The following is a 22620-nucleotide window of genomic DNA, read 5'->3' as shown; positions in this document are numbered from 1 at the left end:
GCGACCCTAGCGGCTGGTGCCGCGTGGGGCGTTACTTGGGACGCAGCCGCAGGCGCAGATCCGGGCCGATGGGTGTGGCTTCGATGAGGCGCCAGCGACGCGCGTCGCCGAGTTCGGCCAGCGGGCTCAGCGCCGCGAGCGGGCGGCCTTCGCCGATCAGCATGGGCGCCTGGTAGATCAGCAGCTCGTCGACCAGGCCGGCATCGAGGAAAGCCCCGGAAAGCGTCGGACCGGCTTCGACATGCAGTTCATTGATGCCTTGGGCGCCGAGTTCGGTCAGCAGCGCGGCCAGATTGGCCCGCCCGGGACCGATGACGCGGGCTTCTCCGGGGGGCTGCAGGATGCGGGCGCCGCCTGGCATGCGGCCTTGCGGGTCCAGCACGATGCGCAGCGGCTGACGAGCAGTCGGCACCAGGCGCACATCGAGGCGCGGGTCGTCGGCCAGCACGGTGCCGATGCCGGTCAGCATGGCGCCTGCGCGCTTGCGCCAGGCATGGCCGTCGGTGCGGGCGGCCTCGCCGGTGATCCATTGGCTGCGGCCATCGGGCAGGGCGGTGCGGCCGTCGAGCGAGATGGCCGACTTCAGGCGCACGAAGGGCCTGCCGCGCTGCATGCGCGAGAAGAAGCCGATGTTGAGTTCGCTGGCCGCCTCGGCGATGGCCGGGTCCGCCAGTTCAACCTGCAGGCCGGCAGCCTTCAGGCGCGCGAGGCCCTGGCCGGCGACTTGTGGGTTGGGGTCCTTGACCGCAGCCACGACGCGCGCGATGCCGGCGGCAATCAGCGCATCGCAGCAGGGAGGCGTTCGGCCATGGTGGGAGCAGGGCTCGAGGGTGACAACGGCGGTCGCGCCGCGCACATCGTGGCCGCGCGCGGCTGCATCGCGCAACGCCATCACTTCGGCATGGGCCTGGCCAGCCGGCTGGGTGTGGCCCGCGCCGAGTTCCCGGCCGTCGGGAGCCAGGATGACGCAGCCGACGCGGGGGTTGGGGTCGGTCAGGCCGATGGCCTGCTCGGCCAGGGAAAGCGCTCGCAGCAGCGCCGCCGTGATTGCGGGCGAATTCATGCGAGCAGTCTAGGGCCCGCCAACGCGGCGGCTAAGGTCCAGGGGCAGGCTGCAGCTGGATGGTCGAGTAGTCGGCGAAGACGCCGGCACTTGGATTCACCGCTGGCGCCGTCGGGCAGTCGAGGTTGCCCTTGATGACCAGGAAGTTCTGACGTGCCAGCGAACCCGTGACCCGGGCATAGACCGGAGGGTGTTCTTCGTTCTCCAGGGCCTTCAGATCGGACGTGTACGGGCTCCCATTGCCGTTGTAGTCGGCGCTGTAGCGGCAGACCCTGTAGTCAGCCGCCGTCGTGCCCGTCGTGATGGTCGTCAGTTGCAGCTTGCCGGACCAGAACCGCGTGCTGGCGTCGGGATAGACGATGCAGTTGTAGGTGACGAAAAGGGGAGGGGGCAAGCTGAGCGAGTCGTTGAAGCACTCGGAACTCGGCGCGGTGGCGCTGAAGCTGTCAAGCTCCATGTTGCCGTTGGTGATCACCGGAAGGCCGTTGACCAGATGCGGCAGCGCATAGCTGCCGTCGACGATGCCCAGCCCCAGGGGAACCGCGCTGCCGCCTGGCGCGCTGGGGTTGGGCGGGTTGGTGTTGGAAAAGCGGATCACGCCGCTGAGCAGATAGGCGTAGCCGGCTCCCGATCCGGCCAGGCTGTCCTTGCAGGAAGCAACGGCGGAGGCGGTCACCGTTGAAACGGCCGTGCCCACCGCGAACTGGGTGCACACACCCGTGATGAAACCGGTCAGGTTGTTGAAGACCCACACGTCCGCGCGCGCGCTGCTCGGGATGAAGGCGCTGTTCTTGCCATCCAGTTGCTTGGCTCCAACCGGGATGGCCGGGTGCCGGTTCGAGGGTAGCGTGACAGGCCCTGCCGGCGGCGTGAAGCCCACGGCCGCACTGAAGAGCGGGTCAACAGCGGCGACGACCGTGTCCAGGTTGACGAACTGCGGGTCGCCAGCGCGGTCGGTCCAGGCCACGCTGACGCGGACATGCCTGGCGCCAGCCAACTGCGTGACCAGGCGCTCAATGCTGTAGGTGGTGTTCGAGTCCGCCGGCGTGAGCGGCGTTGCCGCCTGGGCGCTGATATCGCTATAGGCCGGTGTCGCGGCTGGCGTCGCCGCGGTCCGCGTCACCGTCGTGAAGGTTTTCAACGTGGCCATCTCGGCGCGGGCGATGCGCATGGCCTCGCTGCGTTGCTTGGCCAGGTCGGCGCCCCGGCGCAGATTGCTCATCAGTCCGACGAGGGCGAGCATGCCGAAGGACATCACCAGCAAGGCCACCAGGGCCTCGATCAGCGTGACGCCGCGCTGGCGGCGCGAGGCGCGGCGGGAAGTTTGGGAGTGCAAGGACTTGAGCATCGTCAAATTCCGTAGGTCCCGTCGATCCAGCCACCTGAAACGCGGGCGTAGCTGCCCAGGCGGTTGCGCAACTCGTTCGCAATGGACTGCTGGTAGATGATGTCCATCTGGCCCGTTGTGGTCATTTGACCCTGGACCACCACCATGCCCGTGACCTGCGAGGCCCCTGCGGTGTTGTTCGTCCAGGTCAGGTCCCCGAGGACGACCAGCATGCCGTTCAGTTGCATGGGGCCAGTGAGGGCCACGTCGCCGTACACGACGAGCACGACCGGTGCAGCCGCCGTGCCGATGGTGACATCGGAGCTGATGGCCATGTCGCCGCTGACAGTCAGGATGCGCTTGCCGGCGTTGACGGCGTCGACGAGCGCCGTGCCGCAATCGACCGCGCAGGTCACGGCGCGTGCGGCAGGGTGGTTGAGATATCGGCTCGGCGCCATGCCCATGAAGTTGCGGAAGAACTTGATGTTGCCTTCGGTGGTGTTACCCAGGTTCTGTAGAGAGGTGTCGCCGAAGACCCGCGCCTGATCCGGCGGCGTACCCGGTACGCTGTCCATGCGATCGTCATTCAGCGTCGGCGCCAGGCCACCGGAGACGACGAGCAGGCCGACCGAGCGCGGGTCGGTGTTGTGCAGGCCCAGGCCGCCGCTGCCTGCGGTCGTCAGGTTGCCCTTGACCGTCAACGGTGCGGCCGGCGAGGAAGGCACCGCTGCAATGAAGGCGATGGCGGTGTTCTGCAGCACCGTGGCCGCCGCCCGCTGGCTGCGGGCCTCGGTGTTGGCACTGACGCAGTTGTCGACGCTGCTGTCGGTGCACCCATAGGCTGACAACAGGAAGCTGCCGTAATGGGTGGCGGCGTCCGTGCCCAAGGCGATGCCGAAGCTTGGGATCAGGGCGCCTGCGAGGGCCGTGCTGGGTTGGGCCGTGCGGCTAGCGGGTGCCGGGCAGCGGCAGACCAGACCCGTGTCGGTCGAGGAGCAATCGACGACAAGGTTGAGGTTGGAAGGGGTCGGGAGCTTGCTCGTGACGGCACGATCGGCGGCCGAGACATTGAGGTATTTGTCGACAAAGCGCGTACCGCCCGTGGCGACCGTGGCGCAGTTGTCGTCGATGCCCGTGCCATTGAGCATGGCCACGGACCACTCCACGCCTGCTTCGGCCATTTCCTGAGCCATGCTGGCGCGGTAATAGCTGCCGGAGATGCGCTGCTCGAACATCAGGTTGCGGTTGGCATAGGCGGCCAGCAGGGCCATGACCAGGAAAAGCACCATGACCACGACCAGCGTCGCGGCACCGCGCTGGGGCCGTGCGAAATGCATGAAAGGTTCTTGCTTCATGCTGGGCATTCCCCACTGATGTCGTCGGCGCGAATCTTTTCGCTGACCGTCAGCGTACGGACGACGCTGGGATCGGCCCTGGCGACCGCCCGGATCGTGAAATTGACGGTTCTCAAGGACTGGGTCGGGCAGGTTCCCGCCGACGTGCAGGACGGGTCGCAGAGATCGTCAAGAGGAATCTGCTGCGTCACGATGTTGGCTGCGAAATTCGTGATCCTGACGACGTTCGGATCGGTGATGGGCTGCCAGTTGTGAGCGCCGTTGGCTAGCAGGCCCAGCGCAATGGAGAGCGTCTCGTCTTCCAACTTGACGCCGAATTGCTCGTTGCCTGAGACGATGTTGCTCACGTTCAGAATGCCGTTGGCCTTCTTCGCATAGCGGTAAAAGAGATCGCTGCCGCCAGCGGTGGTCTGGGTCAATGCGGTGTAAGGGCTGGAGGCGGCTTCCTTGGCCGGCGTTGCGCCCGCGTTGCGCTCGGGCTCCCAGACCCCCTTTGAAGGCAGGCCGCGGTAACCCGCCCGGCGCATGTCCTGCTGCAGCAGGTCGGCGGCGATCCGCAGGTCCTGTTGCATCTGCACTTCCAGCATCAGGCGCCGATGTTCGTTGATCTGCCGCGTGGCCACGACGGCCGCGCCGGCGGTGACGATCAGGCCGACCGTGATGCCCACCATCAATTCAACCAGACCCAACCCGCGTTGGGCTCGGTACGACTTGGTGCGTGCGGTATTCAGCATGACGCGTACCCACTCATCCTTTGAAACGGCTTGGCCTCGTTTCTTTCGGCCGGCGCAGACGGCGCGCAAACCCTGACACGCCCGATGCCATTCACCTCAATGCGCAGCGTGTAGCCTTTTCCCAGGCCCACCACGTCGACTTGGAAATTCCCAGTCTCCATCGTCATCTGATCGCGCGCGAATCGGATGTAGTTGTTGCCAGCGGCCCAGACACCCTCAGCATCGAACTGCACATGGGTTTTGGGCAACTGGAACAGGCGCAATGACCTGCCGCCTCCGGTGGGGCAAAGATTGTTCGCCGGATAGTGGCATCTGCAATTGTTGCCCCCCGCCGATGTCACGACCATCGCGCAGCTCATCGTCGCGTGCGGGTCGAATCGAACGAAAAGCAGAGAATTGGCCGCATTCGTTTCCGCCTTGGCGTAAGTCAATATGCCGGAAACCTCTTCGGCAGCGGCCGTCACCCGGCGCCTTTCCAGCAAGTCGGCCATAGAGGGAATGGCCATCGCCAATATGACGCCGAGAACCGCCACGGCCACCATGATCTCGATCAGCGTCAGGCCGGATATCCGGGCCTTCAGGGCATGGACAGGGTTTGTCATGACTATCGAGGCCAGCATTCAGAGCCGGTGTCGCGATTCGTGCCGCTGTTGCTGGGGTCGCCTGTCGCCGAGTACTGGGGTGTAGCACCCACCAGGGTCACCGTCAGGGTCTTGCAGGTCAGATCCGTCGCCTGTTTGCCGCCAGCTATAGGGGTTGCCGTGGCGATGTAGCCGACGTCAAACCCCGGGGTTGCGCCGACGCCTGAGAGGCTGACGCTGTAAAGGGGCGTGATGCTGGCAATGTTCAAGTTCAGTGCGCTGAGGGTCGACGCGTAGGTGGCTGAATTGCTGCGGAAACGCTCCTGCGCCTGCATGACGGCGGTCAGTGCGGAGATGGCGTCTGCGCGGCGGGCACGCTGCATGTGCGAGGTGTAGGCGGGATAGGCAACCGCGGCGAGGATGCCGGCAATGGCCAGCGCGACCATCAGCTCGATCAAGGTGAAGCCACGGCGTCGCGGGCGGGAACAAGTACACATGGCCCGATTTTTTGGCAGTACGTCACAACGATCGGTAACGTCTTGGCCGCTCATCCGCCGAGTTGCGCCGCTGGTCGGCATCCACCATGAATGAAGGGGCGAATGAAACGGCCCTCAGGCGCACTTGGGCATGCCGCTGACTTTGTTCGTGCCCACGTAGCAGCTGCGCACGCGGCCGGTGAGCGCCACGACCTGGCGGATGGATTGGCCGCCGCTCAGGCTGAGATCAATGCTGCCGGCCTGGGTGACCAGGCCTTGGAGGTACTGGAATTGCAGCGTCTCGGCGTTGCTGCTGAGGCGCACGGGCTGGGTCGTCGGCAGCCACTCGGCCTTGATGACCTGGCTGCTCGGCTTCTTGCAGGCGGCCTTGCCGCCAGCACAATCGCAGTCGTCCTTGGCGCCGATGTACATCACGTAGCAGGCGTTGGCGCCCTTGCCGCTGATGCGGAAGAAGACCGAGTCGCCCAGGCGGGCCGCTTCGCTGCGCGCCAGGCGCAGGTCGCTGGCCAGGGTGTCCGCGCTGACGCGCAGTTGCTGCTGCTGGCGCATCGTACCCATGGCTGGGACCGCCTGGCCGAGCAGGGCGGCGCAGATGCCGACGCTGGCGCAGAGCTCCACGAGCGTGAAACCACGGTTGCTGCGACGGGTGTTGGCGGTGCGGTTCATGGTGCTTCCCTGGGTTCGTTGTTGATGGAACGAACTCTAGGAAGCGGGGCTCACCGCGTCTTTCCCCCCAAAGGCGGAACGAAGAGGGATGGCGGGTGCCCCATCCCCCTGGTCTCCCCCTCATCTCCCCCCGCCGGGGGATAGGGTCAACCCGGTATCAGATCTCGCGGATCAGCTGCCGGAACTCGTCGACGTCCTCGAAGCTGCGGTACACCGACGCAAATCGAACGTAGGCGACCTTGTCGATGCGCTTGAGCTCGCGCATGACCAGCTCGCCCAGTCGCGTGGACGCGAGCTCGCGGGCGCCGCTGGCGAGCAGCTTCTCCTCGATGCGGTTGATGGCCGCATCGATCTGCTCGACGCTGACCGGCCGCTTGCGCAGGGCCAGCTGCATGGAGGCACGCAGCTTGGACGCGTCGAAATCGGCGCGCCGCCCGTCCTTCTTGACGACCGAGGGCATGGCAATGTCAGCCCGCTCATAGGTCGTGAAGCGCTTGTCGCAGGACAGGCAGCGGCGCCGGCGCCGGACGACGTCACCCTCATCCGACTCCCGGGTCTCGGCGACCTGGGTTTCGGTGTGAGAGCAGAACGGGCAGCGCATTGAGGCTCGACTTAGCCGCGGTAGACCGGGAAGGCGGCCGTCAGCGCCGCAACCTTCTCGCGCACGGCGGCCAGGTTGGCCTCGTCATGCGGCTTGTCCAGCACATCGGCGATCAGGTGGGCCGTCTGGCGAACTTGCTCCTCCTTGAAGCCGCGCGTCGTCATGGCCGGCGTGCCCAGGCGAATGCCGCTGGTGACCATGGGCTTTTGCGGGTCGTTGGGGATGCCGTTCTTGTTGCAGGTCATGTGGGCGGCGCCCAGGATGGCCTCGGCTTCCTTGCCCGTCAGGTTCTTGGGACGCAGGTCCACCAGCATGACGTGGCTCTCCGTGCCGCCGGAGACGATGCGCAGGCCGCGCTCGATCAGCGTGTCGGCCAGCACCTTGGCGTTCTTGACGACCTGCTCCTGGTAGACCTTGAACTCGGGCGTCAGGGCTTCCTTGAAGGCCACGGCTTTGCCGGCGATGACGTGCATCAGCGGGCCGCCCTGGATGCCGGGGAAGATGGCCGAGTTGATCTTCTTGGCGATCGCCTCGTCGTTCGTCAGGATGATGCCGCCGCGCGGGCCGCGCAGGCTCTTGTGCGTGGTGGACGTGACGACGTCGGCGTGGGGCAGAGGGTTGGGATAGACGCCCGCGGCGATCAGGCCGGCGTAGTGCGCCATGTCGACCATGAAGTAGGCGCCGATCTCCTTGGCGATCTTGCCGAAGCGCTCGAAGTCGATGCGCAGCGAGTAGGCCGAGGCGCCAGCGATGATCAGCTTGGGCTTCTTCTCGCGGGCCAGGGCTTCCATGGCGTCGTAGTCGATCGCTTCATTGGCGTCCAGGCCGTAGCTGATGACGTTGAACCACTTGCCGCTCATGTTCAGCGCCATGCCGTGGGTCAGGTGGCCGCCTTCGGCCAGGCTCATGCCCATGATGGTGTCGCCCGGCTGCAGCAGCGCGAAGAAGGCGCCTTGGTTGGCCTGCGAGCCGGAGTTGGGCTGCACGTTGGCGAATTCGGCGCCGAAGAGCTGCTTCAGGCGATCGATGGCGAGTTGCTCGACGACGTCGACGTACTCGCAGCCACCGTAGTAGCGCTTGCCGGGGTAGCCCTCGGCATACTTGTTGGTCAGCTGGCTGCCCTGGGCCTGCATGACGGCCGGCGAGGTGTAGTTCTCGCTGGCGATCAGCTCGATGTGGTCTTCCTGGCGGCGGTTCTCGTTCTGGACGGCGGTCCAGAGTTCGGGGTCGACCAAGGCGAGGGTGGAGGTGTTGCGGTCAAACATGCTGGTGTTTCCGAAGGTCAGGCGGTGAATCCCCGGCGGTCACGGCAGGCGTGATGTCCCAAGGCTGCCCAGGCGAACGGCTGATAGCGGTTGTCATGTCGACAGAGGACAGCCGCCTCACGCTCCCCGGTGGTGGCCCACCTCAGGTCAGCTAGTGACCCTGATCGCCAGTCGCGTGAATGCTCAGTGTATGTCAGCCGCGCCTCAGCGCAGCAGGGCCACCTGGGCGGAGTCGCCGGTCGAGGGGGCAGACGCCGCTTCGCGCACCAGCGGCCGGACGGTCGTCATGGTCGGCACCGTGCGGCCGGCCGCGACCGCCTTCAGCAGGTCGTGCTCGGCCAGCACGCGGCCCGCATAGCCTGTGTCCTCGGCCAGATTGGCCGCGCCGACGTAATAGCGCAGGCCCTCTTCCAGGCCGCCGGCGCGCTGGATGCATTCCTTCAAAACCTGCACGCCCACGCGCAGATTGGTGACCGGATCGAAGGCCGCCAACGTGCCGCCGAAGGCTTCGTACTTGTCGTCGTGCACGCGGGTCATGACCTGCATCAGGCCCTGGGCGCCAACGGCACTCTGCGCAAAAGGGTTGAAGCGCGACTCGATGGCCATGATGGCCAGGATCAACGTTGGCTCGACCTTGGCGCGCTGGCCCACGGCCCAGGCTTCCTGCACGAGGCGGCTGATGGGTTCCGGCGCCACGCTGTACCGGCGCGCCAGCCAATGGGCGACGGCGGCCTGCTGGCGGCTCAGCTCGCGGGGGTCGGTGGCGGTGGCGCGGGCAATGGCATCGGGCTCGGCCGACGCCATCAGGGTGTTGCCCTCGGCCTCGGCACGCGCTTCATGGCGCGCATTCAGCCAGCCGAGGGTGGCGGATTCCACTTTCTCACGCAGGCCGGCCTGGCTCGTGAACACCAGCAGCACCGACACCACGGCCAGCCCCAGCAGGGCCAGTGTGTTGTGGCTGACCACGAGCAGGCCGTTGCCGATGTCCTTGACGAACAGCGACGCCGAATCCCGCGTGTGGCGAGCCAGGCTGAACAGGTCTTGACGTGTCGTCATTCGACTCCTTGTGCCGCAACCCGCCTCAGGCTGCCTCGATGCGAAGCGGTCTGGGTGGGGCGACGGTGATAATTTCCCGGCCGATTGCTCTGGTCTGTGGCATCTCTGTGCCCGGAGGACCTGGCCGGTTGGGCTTCAGTAAAAACCCGAAGCGACGAATTTTACGAGGCGTAGATAACCAGTCAAGGTTGTTTTGCCTCTTCAAAACTACTTTTGGTTATGAAATACAGCGATCTGAGGGACTTCATCGCCGGCCTCGAAGGCCTCGGAGAGCTCAAGCGCGTGCGTGAAAAAGTCTCGCCGGTGCTGGAGATGACTGCCCTCAGCGACCGCGTGCTGCGGGCCGGCGGACCGGCCCTGCTGTTCGAGGCGCCGGCCGGGTTTTCCACCCCCGCCTTGACCAATCTTTTCGGGACAACGCGTCGCGTCGCACTCGGCATGGGCGCTGAGTCTCTGGCCGATTTGCGGGATGTCGGCCGGGTGCTCGCCAGCCTCAAGGAGCCCGACCCACCTAAGGGCCTGAAAGACGCCGGCAAACTGTTGCAGATGGCCAAGGCCCTGTGGGACATGAAGCCCGCCGTGCAGCGCCGCGCGGCCTGCCAGGAAGAGGTCATGGAGGGCAGCGACATCGACCTCGGCCGCCTGCCCATACAGACTTGCTGGCCGGACGACGCAGCCCCCCTGATCACGTGGGGTCTGGTCATCACCCGGGGGCCGACCCGCACCCGCCAGAACCTGGGCATCTACCGCCAACAGCTTATTTCCCCCCGCCAGGTCATCATGCGCTGGCTGGCGCACCGCGGTGGTGCGCTGGATTTCCGCGACCACGCGCTGGCCCATCCGGGCGAGCCGTTTCCGATCGCCGTGGCCCTCGGTGCCGATCCGGCCACCATCCTGGGCGCCGTCACGCCGGTGCCAGACAGCCTGTCCGAATATCAGTTCGCCGGCCTGCTGCGCGGCTCGCGTACTGAACTGGTCAATACCGGCGTGGGCAAGAACCAACCGCTTCAGGCACCGGCCTCGGCCGAGATCGTGCTGGAAGGCCACATCCCGCCTGCCGCACCCGGCTACACCGGCGTCAGCGAGCGCGGCGTGCCGCTGAAGGAAAAGGGCGGCTATCTGCACGCGCTGGAAGGCCCATTCGGCGACCACACCGGCTATTACAACGAGCAGGACTGGTTCCCCGTCTTCGAGATCTCTCGCCTGACCCAGCGCAAGAACCCGATCTACCACTCGACCTACACCGGCAAGCCGCCGGACGAGCCCGCCATCCTTGGCGTTGCGCTCAACGAGGTCTTCGTGCCCATCCTGCAAAAGCAGTTTCCCGAGATCGTTGACTTCTATCTGCCGCCTGAAGGCTGCAGCTATCGCATGGCCGTGGTATCCATCAAGAAGGCCTACCCCGGCCACGCCAAGCGGTTGATGTTCGGCATCTGGAGCTTCCTGCGCCAATTCATGTACACCAAGTTCATCGTCGTGGTCGACGACGACATCGACACGCGCAACTGGCAGGAAGTGATCTGGGCCATCACGACGCGCATGGACCCGGTGCGCGACACCACCCTGGTGGACAACACGCCCATCGACTACCTTGACTTCGCCTCACCGGTCAGCGGCCTGGGCGGCAAGATGGGGCTGGACGCGACCAACAAGTGGCCCGGCGAGACCAGCCGCGAATGGGGTCGCGGTATCAGCCTGCCGCCCGAGATCACGGCGCGGGCCGAGGCGCTATTCGGGCAACTCTTCTTGAAGCCCTGAGCGTGCTCGCCTACTGTTGAGATGCCTTTTGAGGCACAACCTCTGGCGCAATCCCTTGCGCGCCAGGAGCCCTTCGGCAAATCGCCGTGGAGCCCCAAGGTGGCATAGCCACCCACCCCGCCCGGCCTTAAAGCCCGGCGGGGTTTCTATTTGTGGCGCCTCATCGGCCCGCCCACCACGCCAAGGTCTCGTAGACCACATAGCGCACACGTGCAAAGCCCTCGACGGAGGGGCACCAGTCGTCAAAGCTGCTCAACGCGTCATCGCGCAGACCCATGGGGGCCGCCAGCATCGTCAGACCCAACGGTGCGGCCTCGGCCTCGAAGGCGCGCAGCGCGCGGCGCATGTGCGCCTCATGCGTGACCAGCACGACCTGTTTCACGCCCGCCTTCGCCAGCAGCGGCAGCGTGTGGGCGGCGTTCTCCCGCGTGTCCCGTGAACTGGCTTCGGCCCAGCGCAGTGGGAGGCCATAGTCCTGAGCCGCCACGCGGGCAATGATGTCGGCCTCGGGTTCGCGCAGTTCAGTCGCTGTCCAGCCGATACCGCCGGAAAAGGCCAGCGGCCAGCCGCTGCGCCGGGCAACCCAGACGCCATAGGCCAGGCGTTCGGCGGTGATGCGGGCCGGAGCACCAGCGGCGAACTCAGGCGCATGGCGCTTCACGCCGCCGCCCAGCACGAGCACCGCGCCGTCTGAGCGAGCGCGCAACGCGTCAATCCGGGCTGGCTCAAGAGCCGTGGGCAGCCCCACGGCCCGGCTCAGCAGTTCGCCCACCGCCTCGGTGGCCGACAGCCAGACGCCGATCAGCGCCAGGCCCAGCAACACCCCGCCCAGGCGCCGGCCTCGTTGGAGTCGCCAACCGCCCCAGGCCGCGAGCAGCAACAGGGGCGCTGGGGGCAGGGCGGCGGCAAGCAGCAACGTCTTGAAGCCTGAATAGTCGAGGGAGATCACCTGTGGCATCTTCGCCGACATCAATAATGCTTTTGCCGTGACAGTGACCTCCCGTTCCCCCGCCCGCCTCGCCCTCTGGACCATCGCCGCGCTGTCGGCCCTGGTCACCTTGCTGCTGCTGGTCGTGACATTGGCGCTACCCGGCTGGGTTACCGGCCGTGGCGCTGCACTGGCGAGCGAGGCCCTGGGCCGGCCGGTGACCGTCGAGGAGGCCAGTTTCCAGCCCTGGCGTCTGGCCCTGGTCATCGAAGGGCTGAGTATTGCCGGCGCCGACGCCGGGCAGCCACCGCTGTTCAAGCTGCAGAAATTGGACGCTGCCCTGTCGCTGCGCTCTCTGCTGCGCGGCCGTGCCGTCATCGAATCCGTGGCCTTGACCAAGCCCGAACTGCGCCTCGCCCGCGTGGCCGAGGGCCGCTATGACATCGACGACCTGATCCAGCGCTTTGCCGCCAAGCCCGGGGCGCCCGAGGAGCCGGACGCCGAGTTCGCCGTCTACAACATCGAGCTGGCCGACGGTCGCATCCTCTTCGACGACCGCCCGGTGCAGCGCAAGCACGAGCTGGCCGGCCTGCACCTGGCCCTGCCTTTCATGTCGACGCTGCCGGCCGACGTCAAGGTCAAGGTGCAGCCCCAGCTGAACGGCAAGCTCGACGGCGTCGCCTTCGACAGCCGCGCCGAGGCGCTGCCCTTTGACGACGACGTCAGTGCTCGTTTGTCCTTCAAATTTGCCGGGCTGGATCTCGCACCGCTGGCCGCCTATGTGCCTGCCAGCGCGCCCGTCCGACTGGCCGGCGGCAGGCTCGATGTCGACGTGGCGGTGGACTTTGCCGAGCGCCCCAAGCAGACGCCGGGTGTCAAGCTCAGTGGCCTCATCCAGCTGCACGAGCTGGCCCTGACCCAGCCCGACGGCCAGGCCCTGCTCGGCTTCAAGCGGCTGAGCCTGCCGCTCGCCGATGTGCAACCGCTGCGTCGACAGCTGGGCTTCGGCGCCATCCTGCTGGAGTCGCCCGATGCCTGGCTGCGCCCGCTGCCGGCAGGGTCAGGGTCTGGCGGCGTGTCCTCGCCAACTGCGGCCCCCTGGCAGTTCAGCCTTGCCGGGTTGGAAGTCAAGGAGGGTCGTTTCACTCTCAACAAGGGCCTGGCGCTAGAGGCCATCCAGATCAAGCTCGGCGCAGCCGCCTGGCCGTTGAAGTCGCCTGCCCAGCTCGACGCCAGCCTGCGCCTGGACCGGGCCACGCTGACGGCCCAGGCCAAGCTGTCGCCCGAGCTGCTGCAGGCTGATGCTGAGCTGGATGGCCTCGCCGTCGAGCGCCTGGCCGCCTGGCTGCCGTTGCCCAGCGGCGTACGGCTGGCCGCCGGCCTCTCCACCAAGGCTGGCCTCACCGTCACGAACCCGCTGGCCGAAGGCGCCGCCGACCGTGCCCAGCTGACCCTGGCCGAGCTGCGCATCAGCGACGCTCGCCTTGGCCTGCCCGGCGCGCCGCGGCTGGTGACGCTGGCCTCGGCCCAGCTCGACAAGGCCAGCGTCGAACCTGCCACGCACGCCATCACCCTCGGCACGCTGGCGCTGGACGCGCCGCGCGCTCTGCTCGCCCGCGAGCAGGGTGGCCGCTTGAACATCGCCGGCCTGCTGCCGCCTGACAGCGCCGCGTCCGCTGCCGGCCCGGCCTGGAAGGTGCAGCTTGCTGGCCTGACGGTCGAGCGCGGCGCACTGCGCTGGCAGGACGCCGCCGTGCCCGCAGGCGTCACGCCCGTGGCACTGACCGCCGAGCCGCTGCGCCTGCAGCTCGGCGCTCTGAGCTGGCCCGCCACAACGCCCGTGCAGGTGCAGATCACCACCCAACTCGCGGCCCTCGGCGCGAATGATCAGCCCATCGCCGCCAGCGCCGGCAGCCTGCAGTGGAGCGGCCGCGTCGGTATTGCGCCGCTCTCGGCCAGCGGCAGCCTTCAGGCCAAGGCCCTGCCGCTGCATCTGCTCAACGCCTACCTCGACCCGGCCTGGGGACTGCATCTGCAGCGCGCTGAGCTGGGGCTGAAGGCCGAAGTCACCGCCCAGCAGGCCGGCGGCGCCTGGACGGCCAACGTGGGCGGCGACGTGCGCGTCGGGCCGCTGGCGCTGCTGCAGACCCGCGTCGTCGAGGGCCTGCGCGTCGTCGGCGAAGACCTGCTGAGCTGGCAGGCACTGCAGCTCGACGGCCTCAAGCTCGCCCTGGCGCCGGGCGCGCCGCCACGCCTGGCCGTGAAGGACGCGCTGCTCGAAGACGCCTATGCCCGCCTGATCGTCAACGACCAGGGTCGCTTCAATCTGCGCGACATCGGCCCGGCGGAAGCGGCTGCAGCGCCCGCGCCAGCCGCATCGGCAGCGCAGCCGGAATTCGCCGCCGAACGCATCCGCGTCAACCGCGGCGTCGTCGATTTCAACGACCGCTTCGTGCGCCCCAACTACAGCGCCCGCCTGACCGAGCTGCAAGGCTCGCTGGGCGCCTTCTCGTCCACCAGCAGCGCGATGGCGCCGCTGACGCTGAAGGGCAAGGTCGCCGGCACCGGCCTGCTGGAGATCGACGGTCAGCTCAAACCGGGCGCACCACTGGCCATGGACATTGCCGCCAACGCGACCGACATCGAGCTGGCGCCGTTGTCGCCCTACGCCGCCAAATACGCCGGCTACGCCATCGAGCGCGGCAAGCTGTCGACCAAGCTGCGCTACAAGGTCGAGCCCGGCGGCCAGCTGGTGGCCAGCAACCAGATCATCCTGAACCAGCTGACCTTTGGCGAGCGCGTGGAGAGCCCTGACGCGACCTCGCTGCCGGTGCGCTTCGCCGTGGCGCTGCTGAAGGACGGCAACGGCGTCATCGACGTCAACCTGCCCGTCAGCGGCTCCCTGAACGATCCGGAGTTCAGCGTCGGCGGCCTGGTCTGGAAGCTCGTGCTCAATCTCATCGGCAAGGCGCTGACCTCGCCCTTCGCCCTGTTCAGCGGCAGCGACGCACCCGAGGAGGCCCAGATCGCCTTCGTGCCGGGTGGCGTCGAACTGGCCGACTCGACCAAGCTCGACCGCGTAGCCAAGCTGCTGGTCGACAAGCCCGGCGTGCAGCTGACGCTGACGGGCTGGGCCGGCATCGCCGCCGAAGGCCAGGCCTTGCGTGAACAGCGCCTGGCCAGTGCACTCAAAGCCGAAAACGCAACACCCGATGCCGCGCTCAAGCGCCTCTACCAGGCCAGCAAGCTGCCCAACAAGCCCAAGAACCTGCTCGGCCTGGCCAAGGATCTGCCGCCCGAGCAGATGCGCGGCCTGCTGCTGGGCAGCTACGCCATCGAAGACGAAACACTGCGCCAGCTGGCGGTGGCCCGCGCCACGGCGGTGCGCGATGCGCTGCTGGCCCGCGGCGCGCCCAATGCGCGCGTCTTTCTCGCCGCGCCCAAGCTCTGCGACCAGGGTTGCGATGAGACCTGGCGCCCCCATGTCGAGCTCTCCCTTGGCGCTCATTGAAGGTCATTCCATGTCTGCTACGAATCTCGAACGCATCACCCTGGCCGGCGGCTGCTTCTGGTGCCTGGAGGCCGTCTACGAGCGCGTGCGCGGCGTGCACCGCGTCGAGAACGGCTATAGCAATGGCCAGGGACCCAAGCCGACCTACGAGGCCGTCTGCGGCGGCAACACCGGCTATGCCGAGGTCGTGCGCATCGACTTCGATCCCGCCGAGGTCTCGCTGCGCGAACTGCTGGAGGTGTTCTTCACCATCCACGACCCGACGACGCTGAACCGCCAGGGTGCCGACGTCGGCACGCAATACCGCTCGGGCATCTACTGGCATACCGAGGCGCAGCGCCAGCTCGCGGCCGAGGTGCTGAAGGAGGTCAACGACCATCACGCCGGCCGCGCCGTCACCGAACTGTTACCTGAGACCAATTACCACTCGGCCGAGGCCTATCACCAGCACTACTACGCCCGCAACCCCGAGCAGGGCTATTGCGCCTTTGTCGTTGCCGGCAAGGTGGACAAGTTCCTGGCCAGCTTCAAGCGCCTGGTCAAGTGATGCTGGCCTGGGGCGGCCTGCGCCATCGCTACGCCGGCGGCGCCGAGCTCGCTTATGCCGACTTCGCGCTCGCCGCGGGCCGGCATCTGCTGCTGCGTGGCGCCTCGGGCTCGGGCAAGTCGACCTTGCTGGCCCTGTTGGCGGGCCTGCTGCGCGTGCAACAGGGCGAACTGAACGTTGCGCAAACCGAGCTGCAGACGCTGAGCCCGCGCGCGCTGGACGCCTGGCGTGGAGCCACGTTGGGCGTCGTGCCCCAGCGCCTGCATTTGAGCGAGGCGCTGACTGTGGCCGAGAACCTGGCGTTGCCGGCGCTGGCCGCAGGGCAGGGCGCCGACCCGGAGCGCGCGGCCGAGCTGATGGAGGCGCTGGACATTGCTGAGCTGGCGAATCGCCGGCCGCACCAGCTCAGCGTTGGCCAGGCCCAGCGCGTGGCGCTCGCGCGCGCACTGATGCGCCGTCCGCGCCTGCTGCTGGCCGATGAACCCAGCGCCAACCTGGACGATGAGCACACCCTGCACATGCTGGCCCTGCTGCTCGATGCGGCCGAGCGCGAGGGCTGCACGCTGGTCATCGCCAGCCATGACGCGCGTGTCGTCGAAGCGCTGGCAGAGCGGGATGACGTCAGCGAGGTGGTCTTGTGATCCGCCTCGCGTGGCGATACCTGTGGTCCAGCCCGTTGACGACAGCGCTGAACCTGCTGCTGCTGACGCTCGGCCTCGCCGCCGTGACCTTCGTGCTGCGCGCCAGTGCCCAGGTCGAGGCGGGGCTGAAGCGCGACCTCGCCAGCATAGACCTCGTCGTCGGCGCCAAGGGCAGCCCCATGCAGATCATGCTGGCCGGTGTCTTCCACCTCGACGCGCCGACCGGCAATATCCCGTTGGCGACGCTGGAGCTGTTGAAGCAGCAGCCCCTCGTCGCCCAGGCTGTGCCGCTGTCGCTGGGCGACTCCTTCCGCGGCTACCGCATCGCTGGCACGACGCCGGCGTACATCGATCTCTATGGCGGCCAAATGGGGCAGGGCGCGCTCTGGACGAAACCGATGCAGGCCGTTCTCGGCGCCGAAGTCGCGCGCACGAGCGGGCTGAAGCCCGGTGACCGTTTCGCCGGCAGCCACGGCTTGGCCGAGGGTGGCGGCGCGCATGGCGAACATCAGTTCGAGGTCGTCGGCGTGCTGGCCGAATCCGGCAGCGTGCTGGACCGCCTCGTGCTGACCGATCTGGCATCGGTGTGGGAGGTGCACGAAGACCACGCCGTCTCACACGACGAGGAGAGCGAAAGGAAGGAGATCACGCTCGCCCTCGTGCGCTACCGCAGCCCGCTGGCCGCCGTCATGCTGCCGCGCTGGGTCAATGCGCAGGACGGCCTGCAATCCGCCGCGCCGGCGCTGGAAACAGCCCGACTGATGCGCCTGGTGGGTGCCGGCACCGAAGTGCTGCGGGGCTTTGGCATCGTGCTGCTCGCGGCGGCGGGGCTGTCGGTCTGGGTCGCGTTGCTGCATGCGGTGCGGGCACGCCAGGGCGATCTTGCGATGCTGCGCATGCTGGGCGCGCCGGCCTCGCGTGTCGCCGCGCTGATCGCGCTGGAGGCCTTGCTGCTCGCCGGCCTCGCCGCCGTGCTGGGGCTGGTGGCTGGGCACGGCCTTGTTGCGCTGCTGGAGCGTCTGCTCGCCGAGCGACAGTCGCTTCGCCTGGGCCAGCTCGGCATGAGCGAAGCCGAATGGCTGGTGCCGCTGCTTGCCGGCGCCCTGGCGCTGCTGGCCGCTGCCTGGCCCGCATGGCGGGCCTATCGGCTGGATGTCACAACCCTGCTGCAAGCTCCGCGCTGAACCCCGACAATCCCGCCATCATGAAGTTCAAGCCCCTTCTCGCCGTCTGTCTTGCCGCTGCTGCTGCGTTCGCCCAAACGCCGCCGGGCATGGGGCAGGGGCCTGGCTATCACGACCCACGCAGCCCCTTCAAGCCGCTGGAGGAGCGCGCCGACATCGTGTCCTGGCATTTGCTGTCCCAAGTCACCGCCAAGGCCGAGAAAAAGAAGATCGTGCCGACCTTCCCCGCGGCCGTGCAGGCGCTGGACCGCAAGACCATCAAGGTGCAGGGCTTCATGATGCCGCTGGAGGCGGGCGACAAGCAGCAGCACTTCCTGCTGTCGTCGGTGCCCACGACCTGCTCCTTTTGCGTACCGGCCGGGCCCGAGGGACTGGTCGAGGTGCGCACCAAGAAGCCGGTGCGTTACACGCTGGAACCCGTCGTCGTTGAGGGTGTGCTGGCCGTGCTCAACGACGACCCTTACGGCCTGTACTACCGCGTCGAGGACGGCAACGCCGTCAATTAGGGCGCCAGCCGTTCGCGCACCCAGCGGTCGGCATCCAGGCTGAAGACCAGCCGGTCGTGCAGCCGGGAACGGCGCCCCTGCCAGAACTCAAAACGGTCCGGCACGAGGCGGTAGCCGCCCCAATGCGGCGGCCGGTCCGGGTTCAGGCCCTGCTGAACGGCCGCCTTGGCGGCGTTGGCCACCAGCACAGCACGTGAACTGATGACCCGACTCTGTGGTGAAGCCCAGGCCCCAAGGCGCGAATCCAGCGGCCGGCTCTTGAAGTAGTCGTCCGATTCCTGGGCCGAGGTCTTCTCGACGCGCCCCTCGATGCGCACGACGCGTTCCATCTCCACCCAGTGGAATTGCAAGGCCGCGTAAGGGTTGCCTGCTAACTCTTCACCTTTACGGCTTTCGTAGTTGGTGAACCAGACCATGCCGCGTGCATCGCAGCCCTTGAGCAGCACGACGCGGGTCGACGGCCGGTGGTTGGCACCGACCGTGGCCACCGTCATCGCGGTCGGCTCGGACATATCGTGGGCGATGGCCTCATCCATCCAGCGGTTGAAGAGCGCCAGCGGTCCATCCGCAGCTTGCACCTCATCCAGCTCCCCTAGTTCGTAGCTCTTTCGGAAGTCGCTCAACTTGCTCATGGCGGGAGGTCATCAGGCCTGGCGTTAGGCCCGCGTTGGTGCTGCAAAGGGCTCAGTCTAGGCGCAAGGCGCAGCGATGCCGGTGGCGTCGCGAGCACTTGCAACAACGACTGAGCCCTTTGCAGCTCCAACCCGGAGGGCCGGGGCGAGTTGCGGGGTGATTCGTCGTTACCCGCTCGTTGTGTAGGCCCGCCACACGCCTCGCAGGCGCCTTGCCTCACCCCGCAACTCGCCCCGGCGCGGGCCCAACGCCAGGCCTGACGACCTCCCTACGTATGCAGACCTTCCCTTAAGTGAACGCCCCAGTTTCAAGCGAAGCCTCACTCGGCATGCTTGTGGCACTGCAGCAAACGGCTCAGACCGGCGCTAGGTAAGTGGGTTTTGAAGGACGAATAGCAAATGACAAAGCGACGCCCCGTCGTCGTTGTGCTGGCCGCGGGTCGCGGCTCGCGCTTCCGCGGCTCGGGCCACAAGCTGGAACAGCACCTGGCGGGAACGCCCGGTGGAGATACCTTGCTGGCGCGCACCTTGCGCCATGCCATCGCGACGCAGCTTCCGGTTGTCGTTGTGACGACGGCAGCCCTGGCGCCGGCCGTGCACAAGCTCATCGCGGCGCGCGACGTCGTGACGCTGCCTGAGCGCGATACCCACGGCCGGCCTCAGCCCATCGGCATGGGGCATTCCATCGTCGCCGGCGTCAGCGCCACGGGTGATGCCGACGGCTGGCTCATCCTGCCGGCCGACATGCCGCTTGTGCAGCCGACCACCATCATGGCCGTGGCCGAGGGGCTGGAGCGCTACCCCGTCTGCTATGCCCAGTACCGCGGCATCCAGGGCCATCCGGTCGGCTTTGGCACTGAGCTCTACTCGGAGCTGGTGGCCCTGCAGGGCGATGAGGGCGCGCGGCGCATCGTGGCTCGCTACGCGGCGCAACCCATTCCCGTCGACGACCCCGGCGTGCATGTCGACGTCGACACCGAGGAAGATCTCGCGCGGCTCAGGGGCTGATCAAAGCGGGGCGCACAGCCCGTGCTGCGCCGCCAGGTGGGCCTGGCGCTCCAGTTCCGCGTCGCGGATCCCATGTTCGCGCAAACCCTGAACGGTGCGCAGCAGATAGTCCAGCGTCGTGCCGTAGCGGCCGCTGGCGTGTTGAAAGATGTGCAGCAGCTCCGGCTCATGCAAAGGCCCGGTCCAGTTCGGGCTCTGGCGCGACAGCGTGAACGCCAGGGCGCGCAGCCGGCCCGCGCCGGTGTCGCAGTTCAGCCAGCGCGGCTCGTAGACGCCGTTGGGCATCTCGCGTTCCCACAAACGCGGCAACACCTCTTCACCGACGGTGCGCGGGATGCGGTAGACCAGCCCGCGGCAACTGCCACCCGAGATCAGCGCCAGCACCAGGCCCGGCTCCTGGGGCGAGCCGCGGTTCACGCGCGAACGCATGCGCAGCACGCGGTGAAAGCCCAACACCCGCGCCGGCAGCGCGTCGGCATACTCGAACTCGGGCCGCCAGATCAACGAGCCATAGGCAAACAGCAGCAGGTCTTCGCCGCTAGCCCGCCATTCGGCGGTCGTGCGCTGCAACAGATGGGCGCTGCGCGCCGGGCCATGGGGAATATGGATTGCCTGTGACGCCATCGCCCCCATCTTGTCATGCCAGAGAGTTGCACGACGTTTCTCAGGTACCCAGCCCGTAACCCGCGCAGCGCTGGAGGCAAGTAATATGGTTACCTAAATTCCCAAGGGCCGGTTACGAGAGCCGCAGGAGACCCGCATGCACGACACACTCATTCAAGTTACAGACCGCATCCGCGAACGCAGCGCCAAGCTGCGTGGCGACTATCTCGCCCGCATCGCCAAGCTCGGCGGCCGCCAGCGCGGTTTCGAGCGCATGGGCTGCGCCAACGTCGCCCACGCCGTGGCGGCTATGCCGTCCAACGACAAGCTGCGCATCGTCGCCGAGAAAGCCCCCCACCTCGGGGTCGTCACGGCCTACAACGACATGCTGTCGGCCCACCAGCCCTACGAGGGCTACCCGGAGCAGATCCGAGCCGAGGCCCATCGCCTGGGCGCCACGGTGCAGGTCGCGGGCGGCGTGCCGGCGATGTGCGATGGCGTGACGCAAGGCCTGCCCGGCATGGAGCTGAGCCTGTTCTCGCGCGACACCATCGCGATGGGCACGGCAATAGCGCTGACGCATGACGTCTTCGATGCGGCCCTGCTGCTGGGCATCTGCGACAAGATCGTGCCGGGCCTGTTGATCGGCGCACTGCACTTCGGCCATCTGCCCTGCGTCTTCGTGCCCGCCGGGCCGATGAGCTCGGGCATCTCCAACAGCGACAAGGCCAAGGTGCGCGAGCTCTACGCCCAGGGCAAGGTCGGCCGCGACGAGTTGCTGAAGAGCGAGCAGGCGGCCTATCACGGCGCCGGCACCTGCACCTTCTACGGCACCGCCAACAGCAACCAGATGCTGCTGGAGGCGATGGGCCTGCACACGCCGGGCAGCGCCTTCGTGCATCCGCACGACGACCTGCGCACGGCGCTGACGCGCGAGGCGGTCGCCACGGCGATCAACATCAGTGGCCGCGTGGCGGGCCGGGCCGCCAAGCCTATAGGCCACCTCGTCGACGAGCGCTGCATCGTCAACGCGATGGCGGCGCTGCTCGCCACCGGCGGCTCGACCAACCACCTGATCCACTGGGTCGCCGTCGCCCGTTCGGCCGGCATCCTGATCGACTGGACGGACTTCTCCGACCTGTCCGCCGTCGTGCCCTTGCTGTCGCGCGTCTACCCCAATGGCAGCGCCGACGTGAACCAGTTCCAGGCCGCCGGCGGCCCGGGCTTCGTCATCCGTGAGCTGATGGACGCCGGCCTGATGCACGAGGACGTCATCTCAGTCGCCGGCGACAGCCTGCGCCCCTATGCCTTCGTGCCGCGGGCGGTGGGCCAGAGCGGCGAGGTGGTGCGCGAGCCGCTGCCGGCCGTCAGTGGCGACGACGGTGTCGTGCGCACGGCCGCCGCGCCTTTCAGCGCCACCGGTGGCCTCAAGCTGCTGGCCGGCAACCTCGGCCGCGCCGTCATCAAGGTCTCGGCCGTGCCCGAAGATCGCCACACCGTGGAGGCGCCTTGCCGCATCTTCACGACGCAGGAAGCCATGCTGAACGCGTTCAAGAACGGCGAGCTGGAGCGCGACGTCATCGTCGTCGTGCGCTTCCAGGGCCCGCACGCCAATGGCATGCCCGAGCTGCACAAGCTGACGCCGCCGCTGGCCGTGCTGCAGGGCAAGGGATTCAAGGTGGCGCTGGTCACCGACGGCCGCATGAGCGGTGCCTCGGGCAAGGTGCCCGCGGCCATCCACGTCAGCCCCGAGGCCCTGGCCGGTGGGCCGCTGGCCAAGCTGCGTGATGGCGACGTCGTGCGCGTTTGCGCGCAGACCGGCACGCTGGCCGCCCTGGTCGACGAGGCCGATTGGGCGGCCCGCGAGGTGGCGACGCTCGATCCGGACGAAGCCGACGTCAATGCCCACGGCCTAGGCCGCGAACTCTTTGCCGGCCTGCGCCGCAATGTCCTGAGCGCCGAAGAAGGCGCCTGCACCTGGTTGTGAAGTGAGACAGCCCCTCGTCCAGTCTGGCGGCGCTGAACGCGCGCCAGCCTGGCCGGTCCCCCGAGGGGACGCCAAAGCTTCCGGCATTGAGCCGCAAGCTTCGCCAAGCGGGCCGGCTCGGGAGCGGCCCAGCGCTCGGCCCGAATACCCCGGTCTTATGGAGAATTGAA

21 protein-coding genes and 1 riboswitch are annotated in these 22620 nt (G+C 67.5%); of the genes, 8 read left to right on the top strand and 13 right to left on the bottom strand.

Features of this window, described 5'->3' with window-relative positions; genetic code table 11:
• Positions 1 to 31: 31 nt before the first annotated feature.
• The 10 genes from ribD to ACXJKM_RS12550 form a co-directional block, all read right to left on the bottom strand.
• Positions 32 to 1063, bottom strand: coding sequence for a bifunctional diaminohydroxyphosphoribosylaminopyrimidine deaminase/5-amino-6-(5-phosphoribosylamino)uracil reductase RibD (gene ribD, locus ACXJKM_RS12595; protein ID WP_457352679.1), 1032 nt, complete (start codon positions 1061 to 1063; stop codon positions 32 to 34).
• 31 nt (positions 1064 to 1094) lie between these two features.
• Complete coding sequence (locus ACXJKM_RS12590) at positions 1095 to 2411, bottom strand: type IV pilus modification PilV family protein (RefSeq protein ID WP_457352677.1); 1317 nt, start codon at positions 2409 to 2411, stop codon at positions 1095 to 1097.
• A gap of 2 nt (positions 2412 to 2413) precedes the next feature.
• Positions 2414 to 3745 (bottom strand): PilX N-terminal domain-containing pilus assembly protein, encoded by a 1332-nt coding sequence (locus ACXJKM_RS12585; RefSeq protein WP_457352675.1) that lies wholly within the window; start codon positions 3743 to 3745, stop codon positions 2414 to 2416.
• Positions 3742 to 4479, bottom strand: coding sequence for a PilW family protein (locus ACXJKM_RS12580; protein ID WP_157281970.1), 738 nt, complete (start codon positions 4477 to 4479; stop codon positions 3742 to 3744). The genes ACXJKM_RS12585 and ACXJKM_RS12580 overlap by 4 nt, the downstream gene beginning before the upstream one ends.
• Positions 4473 to 5081, bottom strand: a complete 609-nt coding sequence (locus tag ACXJKM_RS12575) for a pilus assembly FimT family protein (protein WP_457352673.1) — start codon at positions 5079 to 5081, stop codon at positions 4473 to 4475. Before ACXJKM_RS12575 ends, ACXJKM_RS12580 begins: the two co-directional genes overlap by 7 nt.
• Before the next feature lie 2 nt (positions 5082 to 5083).
• Positions 5084 to 5557 carry a type IV pilin protein gene (locus ACXJKM_RS12570; protein WP_457352671.1) on the bottom strand — a complete coding sequence of 158 codons (474 nt, stop codon included), beginning with the start codon at positions 5555 to 5557 and terminating at the stop codon, positions 5084 to 5086.
• Between the two features lie 114 nt (positions 5558 to 5671).
• Positions 5672 to 6223 carry a GspH/FimT family pseudopilin gene (locus ACXJKM_RS12565; RefSeq protein WP_056202335.1) on the bottom strand — a complete coding sequence of 184 codons (552 nt, stop codon included), beginning with the start codon at positions 6221 to 6223 and terminating at the stop codon, positions 5672 to 5674.
• A 157-nt stretch (positions 6224 to 6380) separates the two neighbouring features.
• Positions 6381 to 6824, bottom strand: a complete 444-nt coding sequence (nrdR, locus tag ACXJKM_RS12560; RefSeq protein WP_056202338.1) for a transcriptional regulator NrdR — start codon at positions 6822 to 6824, stop codon at positions 6381 to 6383.
• 11 nt (positions 6825 to 6835) lie between these two features.
• On the bottom strand, positions 6836 to 8089 hold the full coding sequence (gene glyA / locus ACXJKM_RS12555; protein WP_056202341.1) for a serine hydroxymethyltransferase: 1254 nt from the start codon (positions 8087 to 8089) through the stop codon (positions 6836 to 6838).
• Between the two features lie 59 nt (positions 8090 to 8148).
• Positions 8149 to 8274, bottom strand: a riboswitch (ZMP/ZTP riboswitch).
• 19 nt (positions 8275 to 8293) lie between these two features.
• Positions 8294 to 9145 (bottom strand): lytic transglycosylase domain-containing protein, encoded by an 852-nt coding sequence (locus ACXJKM_RS12550; protein ID WP_056202343.1) that lies wholly within the window; start codon positions 9143 to 9145, stop codon positions 8294 to 8296.
• 219 nt (positions 9146 to 9364) lie between these two features.
• On the opposite strand from ACXJKM_RS12550, the gene ubiD reads away from it, so the two are divergent.
• Complete coding sequence (ubiD, locus tag ACXJKM_RS12545) at positions 9365 to 10903, top strand: 4-hydroxy-3-polyprenylbenzoate decarboxylase (protein ID WP_056202345.1); 1539 nt, start codon at positions 9365 to 9367, stop codon at positions 10901 to 10903.
• 160 nt (positions 10904 to 11063) lie between these two features.
• Here ubiD and ACXJKM_RS12540 read toward each other — a convergent pair whose 3' ends face one another.
• Complete coding sequence (locus ACXJKM_RS12540) at positions 11064 to 11852, bottom strand: YdcF family protein (RefSeq protein ID WP_162247846.1); 789 nt, start codon at positions 11850 to 11852, stop codon at positions 11064 to 11066.
• Between the two features lie 37 nt (positions 11853 to 11889).
• Here ACXJKM_RS12540 and ACXJKM_RS12535 point away from each other — a divergent pair, with 37 nt between their 5' ends.
• Genes ACXJKM_RS12535 through ACXJKM_RS12515 form a run of 5 tightly spaced genes read left to right on the top strand, consistent with a single transcriptional unit; the run spans position 11890 to position 18220 of the window.
• Positions 11890 to 15342 (top strand): DUF748 domain-containing protein, encoded by a 3453-nt coding sequence (locus tag ACXJKM_RS12535; protein WP_082532930.1) that lies wholly within the window; start codon positions 11890 to 11892, stop codon positions 15340 to 15342.
• A 10-nt stretch (positions 15343 to 15352) separates the two neighbouring features.
• Positions 15353 to 15889 carry a peptide-methionine (S)-S-oxide reductase MsrA gene (gene msrA / locus ACXJKM_RS12530; RefSeq protein ID WP_056202354.1) on the top strand — a complete coding sequence of 179 codons (537 nt, stop codon included), beginning with the start codon at positions 15353 to 15355 and terminating at the stop codon, positions 15887 to 15889.
• A complete protein-coding gene (locus ACXJKM_RS12525; protein ID WP_056202358.1) occupies positions 15889 to 16530 on the top strand; it encodes an ABC transporter ATP-binding protein in 642 nt (213 codons plus the stop codon). The genes msrA and ACXJKM_RS12525 overlap by 1 nt, the downstream gene beginning before the upstream one ends.
• A complete protein-coding gene (locus tag ACXJKM_RS12520; RefSeq protein WP_056202362.1) occupies positions 16527 to 17714 on the top strand; it encodes an FtsX-like permease family protein in 1188 nt (395 codons plus the stop codon). The genes ACXJKM_RS12525 and ACXJKM_RS12520 overlap by 4 nt, the downstream gene beginning before the upstream one ends.
• 20 nt (positions 17715 to 17734) lie before the next feature.
• Positions 17735 to 18220: a DUF3299 domain-containing protein gene (locus tag ACXJKM_RS12515; RefSeq protein ID WP_056202365.1), complete on the top strand. Its 486-nt coding sequence runs from the start codon at positions 17735 to 17737 to the stop codon at positions 18218 to 18220.
• Here ACXJKM_RS12515 and pdxH read toward each other — a convergent pair.
• Positions 18217 to 18852 carry a pyridoxamine 5'-phosphate oxidase gene (gene pdxH, locus ACXJKM_RS12510; RefSeq protein WP_056202368.1) on the bottom strand — a complete coding sequence of 212 codons (636 nt, stop codon included), beginning with the start codon at positions 18850 to 18852 and terminating at the stop codon, positions 18217 to 18219. The two genes, ACXJKM_RS12515 and pdxH, sit on opposite strands and share 4 nt — an antisense overlap.
• A gap of 399 nt (positions 18853 to 19251) precedes the next feature.
• Between pdxH and ACXJKM_RS12505 the strand changes: the two genes are divergently transcribed.
• Positions 19252 to 19860: a nucleotidyltransferase family protein gene (locus tag ACXJKM_RS12505; protein ID WP_056202371.1), complete on the top strand. Its 609-nt coding sequence runs from the start codon at positions 19252 to 19254 to the stop codon at positions 19858 to 19860.
• On the opposite strand, the gene ACXJKM_RS12500 is transcribed toward ACXJKM_RS12505, so the two are convergent.
• A complete protein-coding gene (locus ACXJKM_RS12500; protein WP_157281976.1) occupies positions 19861 to 20484 on the bottom strand; it encodes a gamma-glutamylcyclotransferase in 624 nt (207 codons plus the stop codon).
• Between the two features lie 136 nt (positions 20485 to 20620).
• On the opposite strand from ACXJKM_RS12500, the gene edd reads away from it, so the two are divergent.
• Entirely contained in the window at positions 20621 to 22450 is a 1830-nt protein-coding gene (gene edd / locus ACXJKM_RS12495; protein ID WP_056202374.1) for a phosphogluconate dehydratase, read from the top strand.
• Positions 22451 to 22620: the final 170 nt, after the last annotated feature.

The organism is Roseateles sp. P5_D6 (genome assembly GCF_054049415.1).
Note: the sequence above shows the minus strand (reverse complement) of the source record. Positions and strands in the feature narration are given on the sequence as shown.

Excerpts from the sequence above, each read along its gene's own strand:
- ACXJKM_RS12585 (WP_457352675.1), bottom strand. The coding sequence starts at position 3,745 with ATGAAGCAAGAACCTTTCATGCATTTCGCACGGCCCCAGCGCGGTGCC.
- ACXJKM_RS12550 (WP_056202343.1), bottom strand. The coding sequence starts at position 9,145 with ATGACGACACGTCAAGACCTGTTCAGCCTGGCTCGCCACACGCGGGAT.
- ACXJKM_RS12565 (WP_056202335.1), bottom strand. The coding sequence starts at position 6,223 with ATGAACCGCACCGCCAACACCCGTCGCAGCAACCGTGGTTTCACGCTC.
- ACXJKM_RS12590 (WP_457352677.1), bottom strand. The coding sequence starts at position 2,411 with ATGCTCAAGTCCTTGCACTCCCAAACTTCCCGCCGCGCCTCGCGCCGC.
- ACXJKM_RS12505 (WP_056202371.1), top strand. The coding sequence starts at position 19,252 with ATGACAAAGCGACGCCCCGTCGTCGTTGTGCTGGCCGCGGGTCGCGGC.
- ACXJKM_RS12575 (WP_457352673.1), bottom strand. The coding sequence starts at position 5,081 with ATGACAAACCCTGTCCATGCCCTGAAGGCCCGGATATCCGGCCTGACG.
- glyA (WP_056202341.1), bottom strand. The coding sequence starts at position 8,089 with ATGTTTGACCGCAACACCTCCACCCTCGCCTTGGTCGACCCCGAACTC.
- ACXJKM_RS12500 (WP_157281976.1), bottom strand. The coding sequence starts at position 20,484 with ATGGCGTCACAGGCAATCCATATTCCCCATGGCCCGGCGCGCAGCGCC.
- ACXJKM_RS12580 (WP_157281970.1), bottom strand. The coding sequence starts at position 4,479 with ATGCTGAATACCGCACGCACCAAGTCGTACCGAGCCCAACGCGGGTTG.
- nrdR (WP_056202338.1), bottom strand. The coding sequence starts at position 6,824 with ATGCGCTGCCCGTTCTGCTCTCACACCGAAACCCAGGTCGCCGAGACC.
- ACXJKM_RS12525 (WP_056202358.1), top strand. The coding sequence starts at position 15,889 with ATGCTGGCCTGGGGCGGCCTGCGCCATCGCTACGCCGGCGGCGCCGAG.
- pdxH (WP_056202368.1), bottom strand. The coding sequence starts at position 18,852 with ATGAGCAAGTTGAGCGACTTCCGAAAGAGCTACGAACTAGGGGAGCTG.
- edd (WP_056202374.1), top strand. The coding sequence starts at position 20,621 with ATGCACGACACACTCATTCAAGTTACAGACCGCATCCGCGAACGCAGC.
- ribD (WP_457352679.1), bottom strand. The coding sequence starts at position 1,063 with ATGAATTCGCCCGCAATCACGGCGGCGCTGCTGCGAGCGCTTTCCCTG.
- ubiD (WP_056202345.1), top strand. The coding sequence starts at position 9,365 with ATGAAATACAGCGATCTGAGGGACTTCATCGCCGGCCTCGAAGGCCTC.
- ACXJKM_RS12515 (WP_056202365.1), top strand. The coding sequence starts at position 17,735 with ATGAAGTTCAAGCCCCTTCTCGCCGTCTGTCTTGCCGCTGCTGCTGCG.
- msrA (WP_056202354.1), top strand. The coding sequence starts at position 15,353 with ATGTCTGCTACGAATCTCGAACGCATCACCCTGGCCGGCGGCTGCTTC.
- ACXJKM_RS12570 (WP_457352671.1), bottom strand. The coding sequence starts at position 5,557 with ATGTGTACTTGTTCCCGCCCGCGACGCCGTGGCTTCACCTTGATCGAG.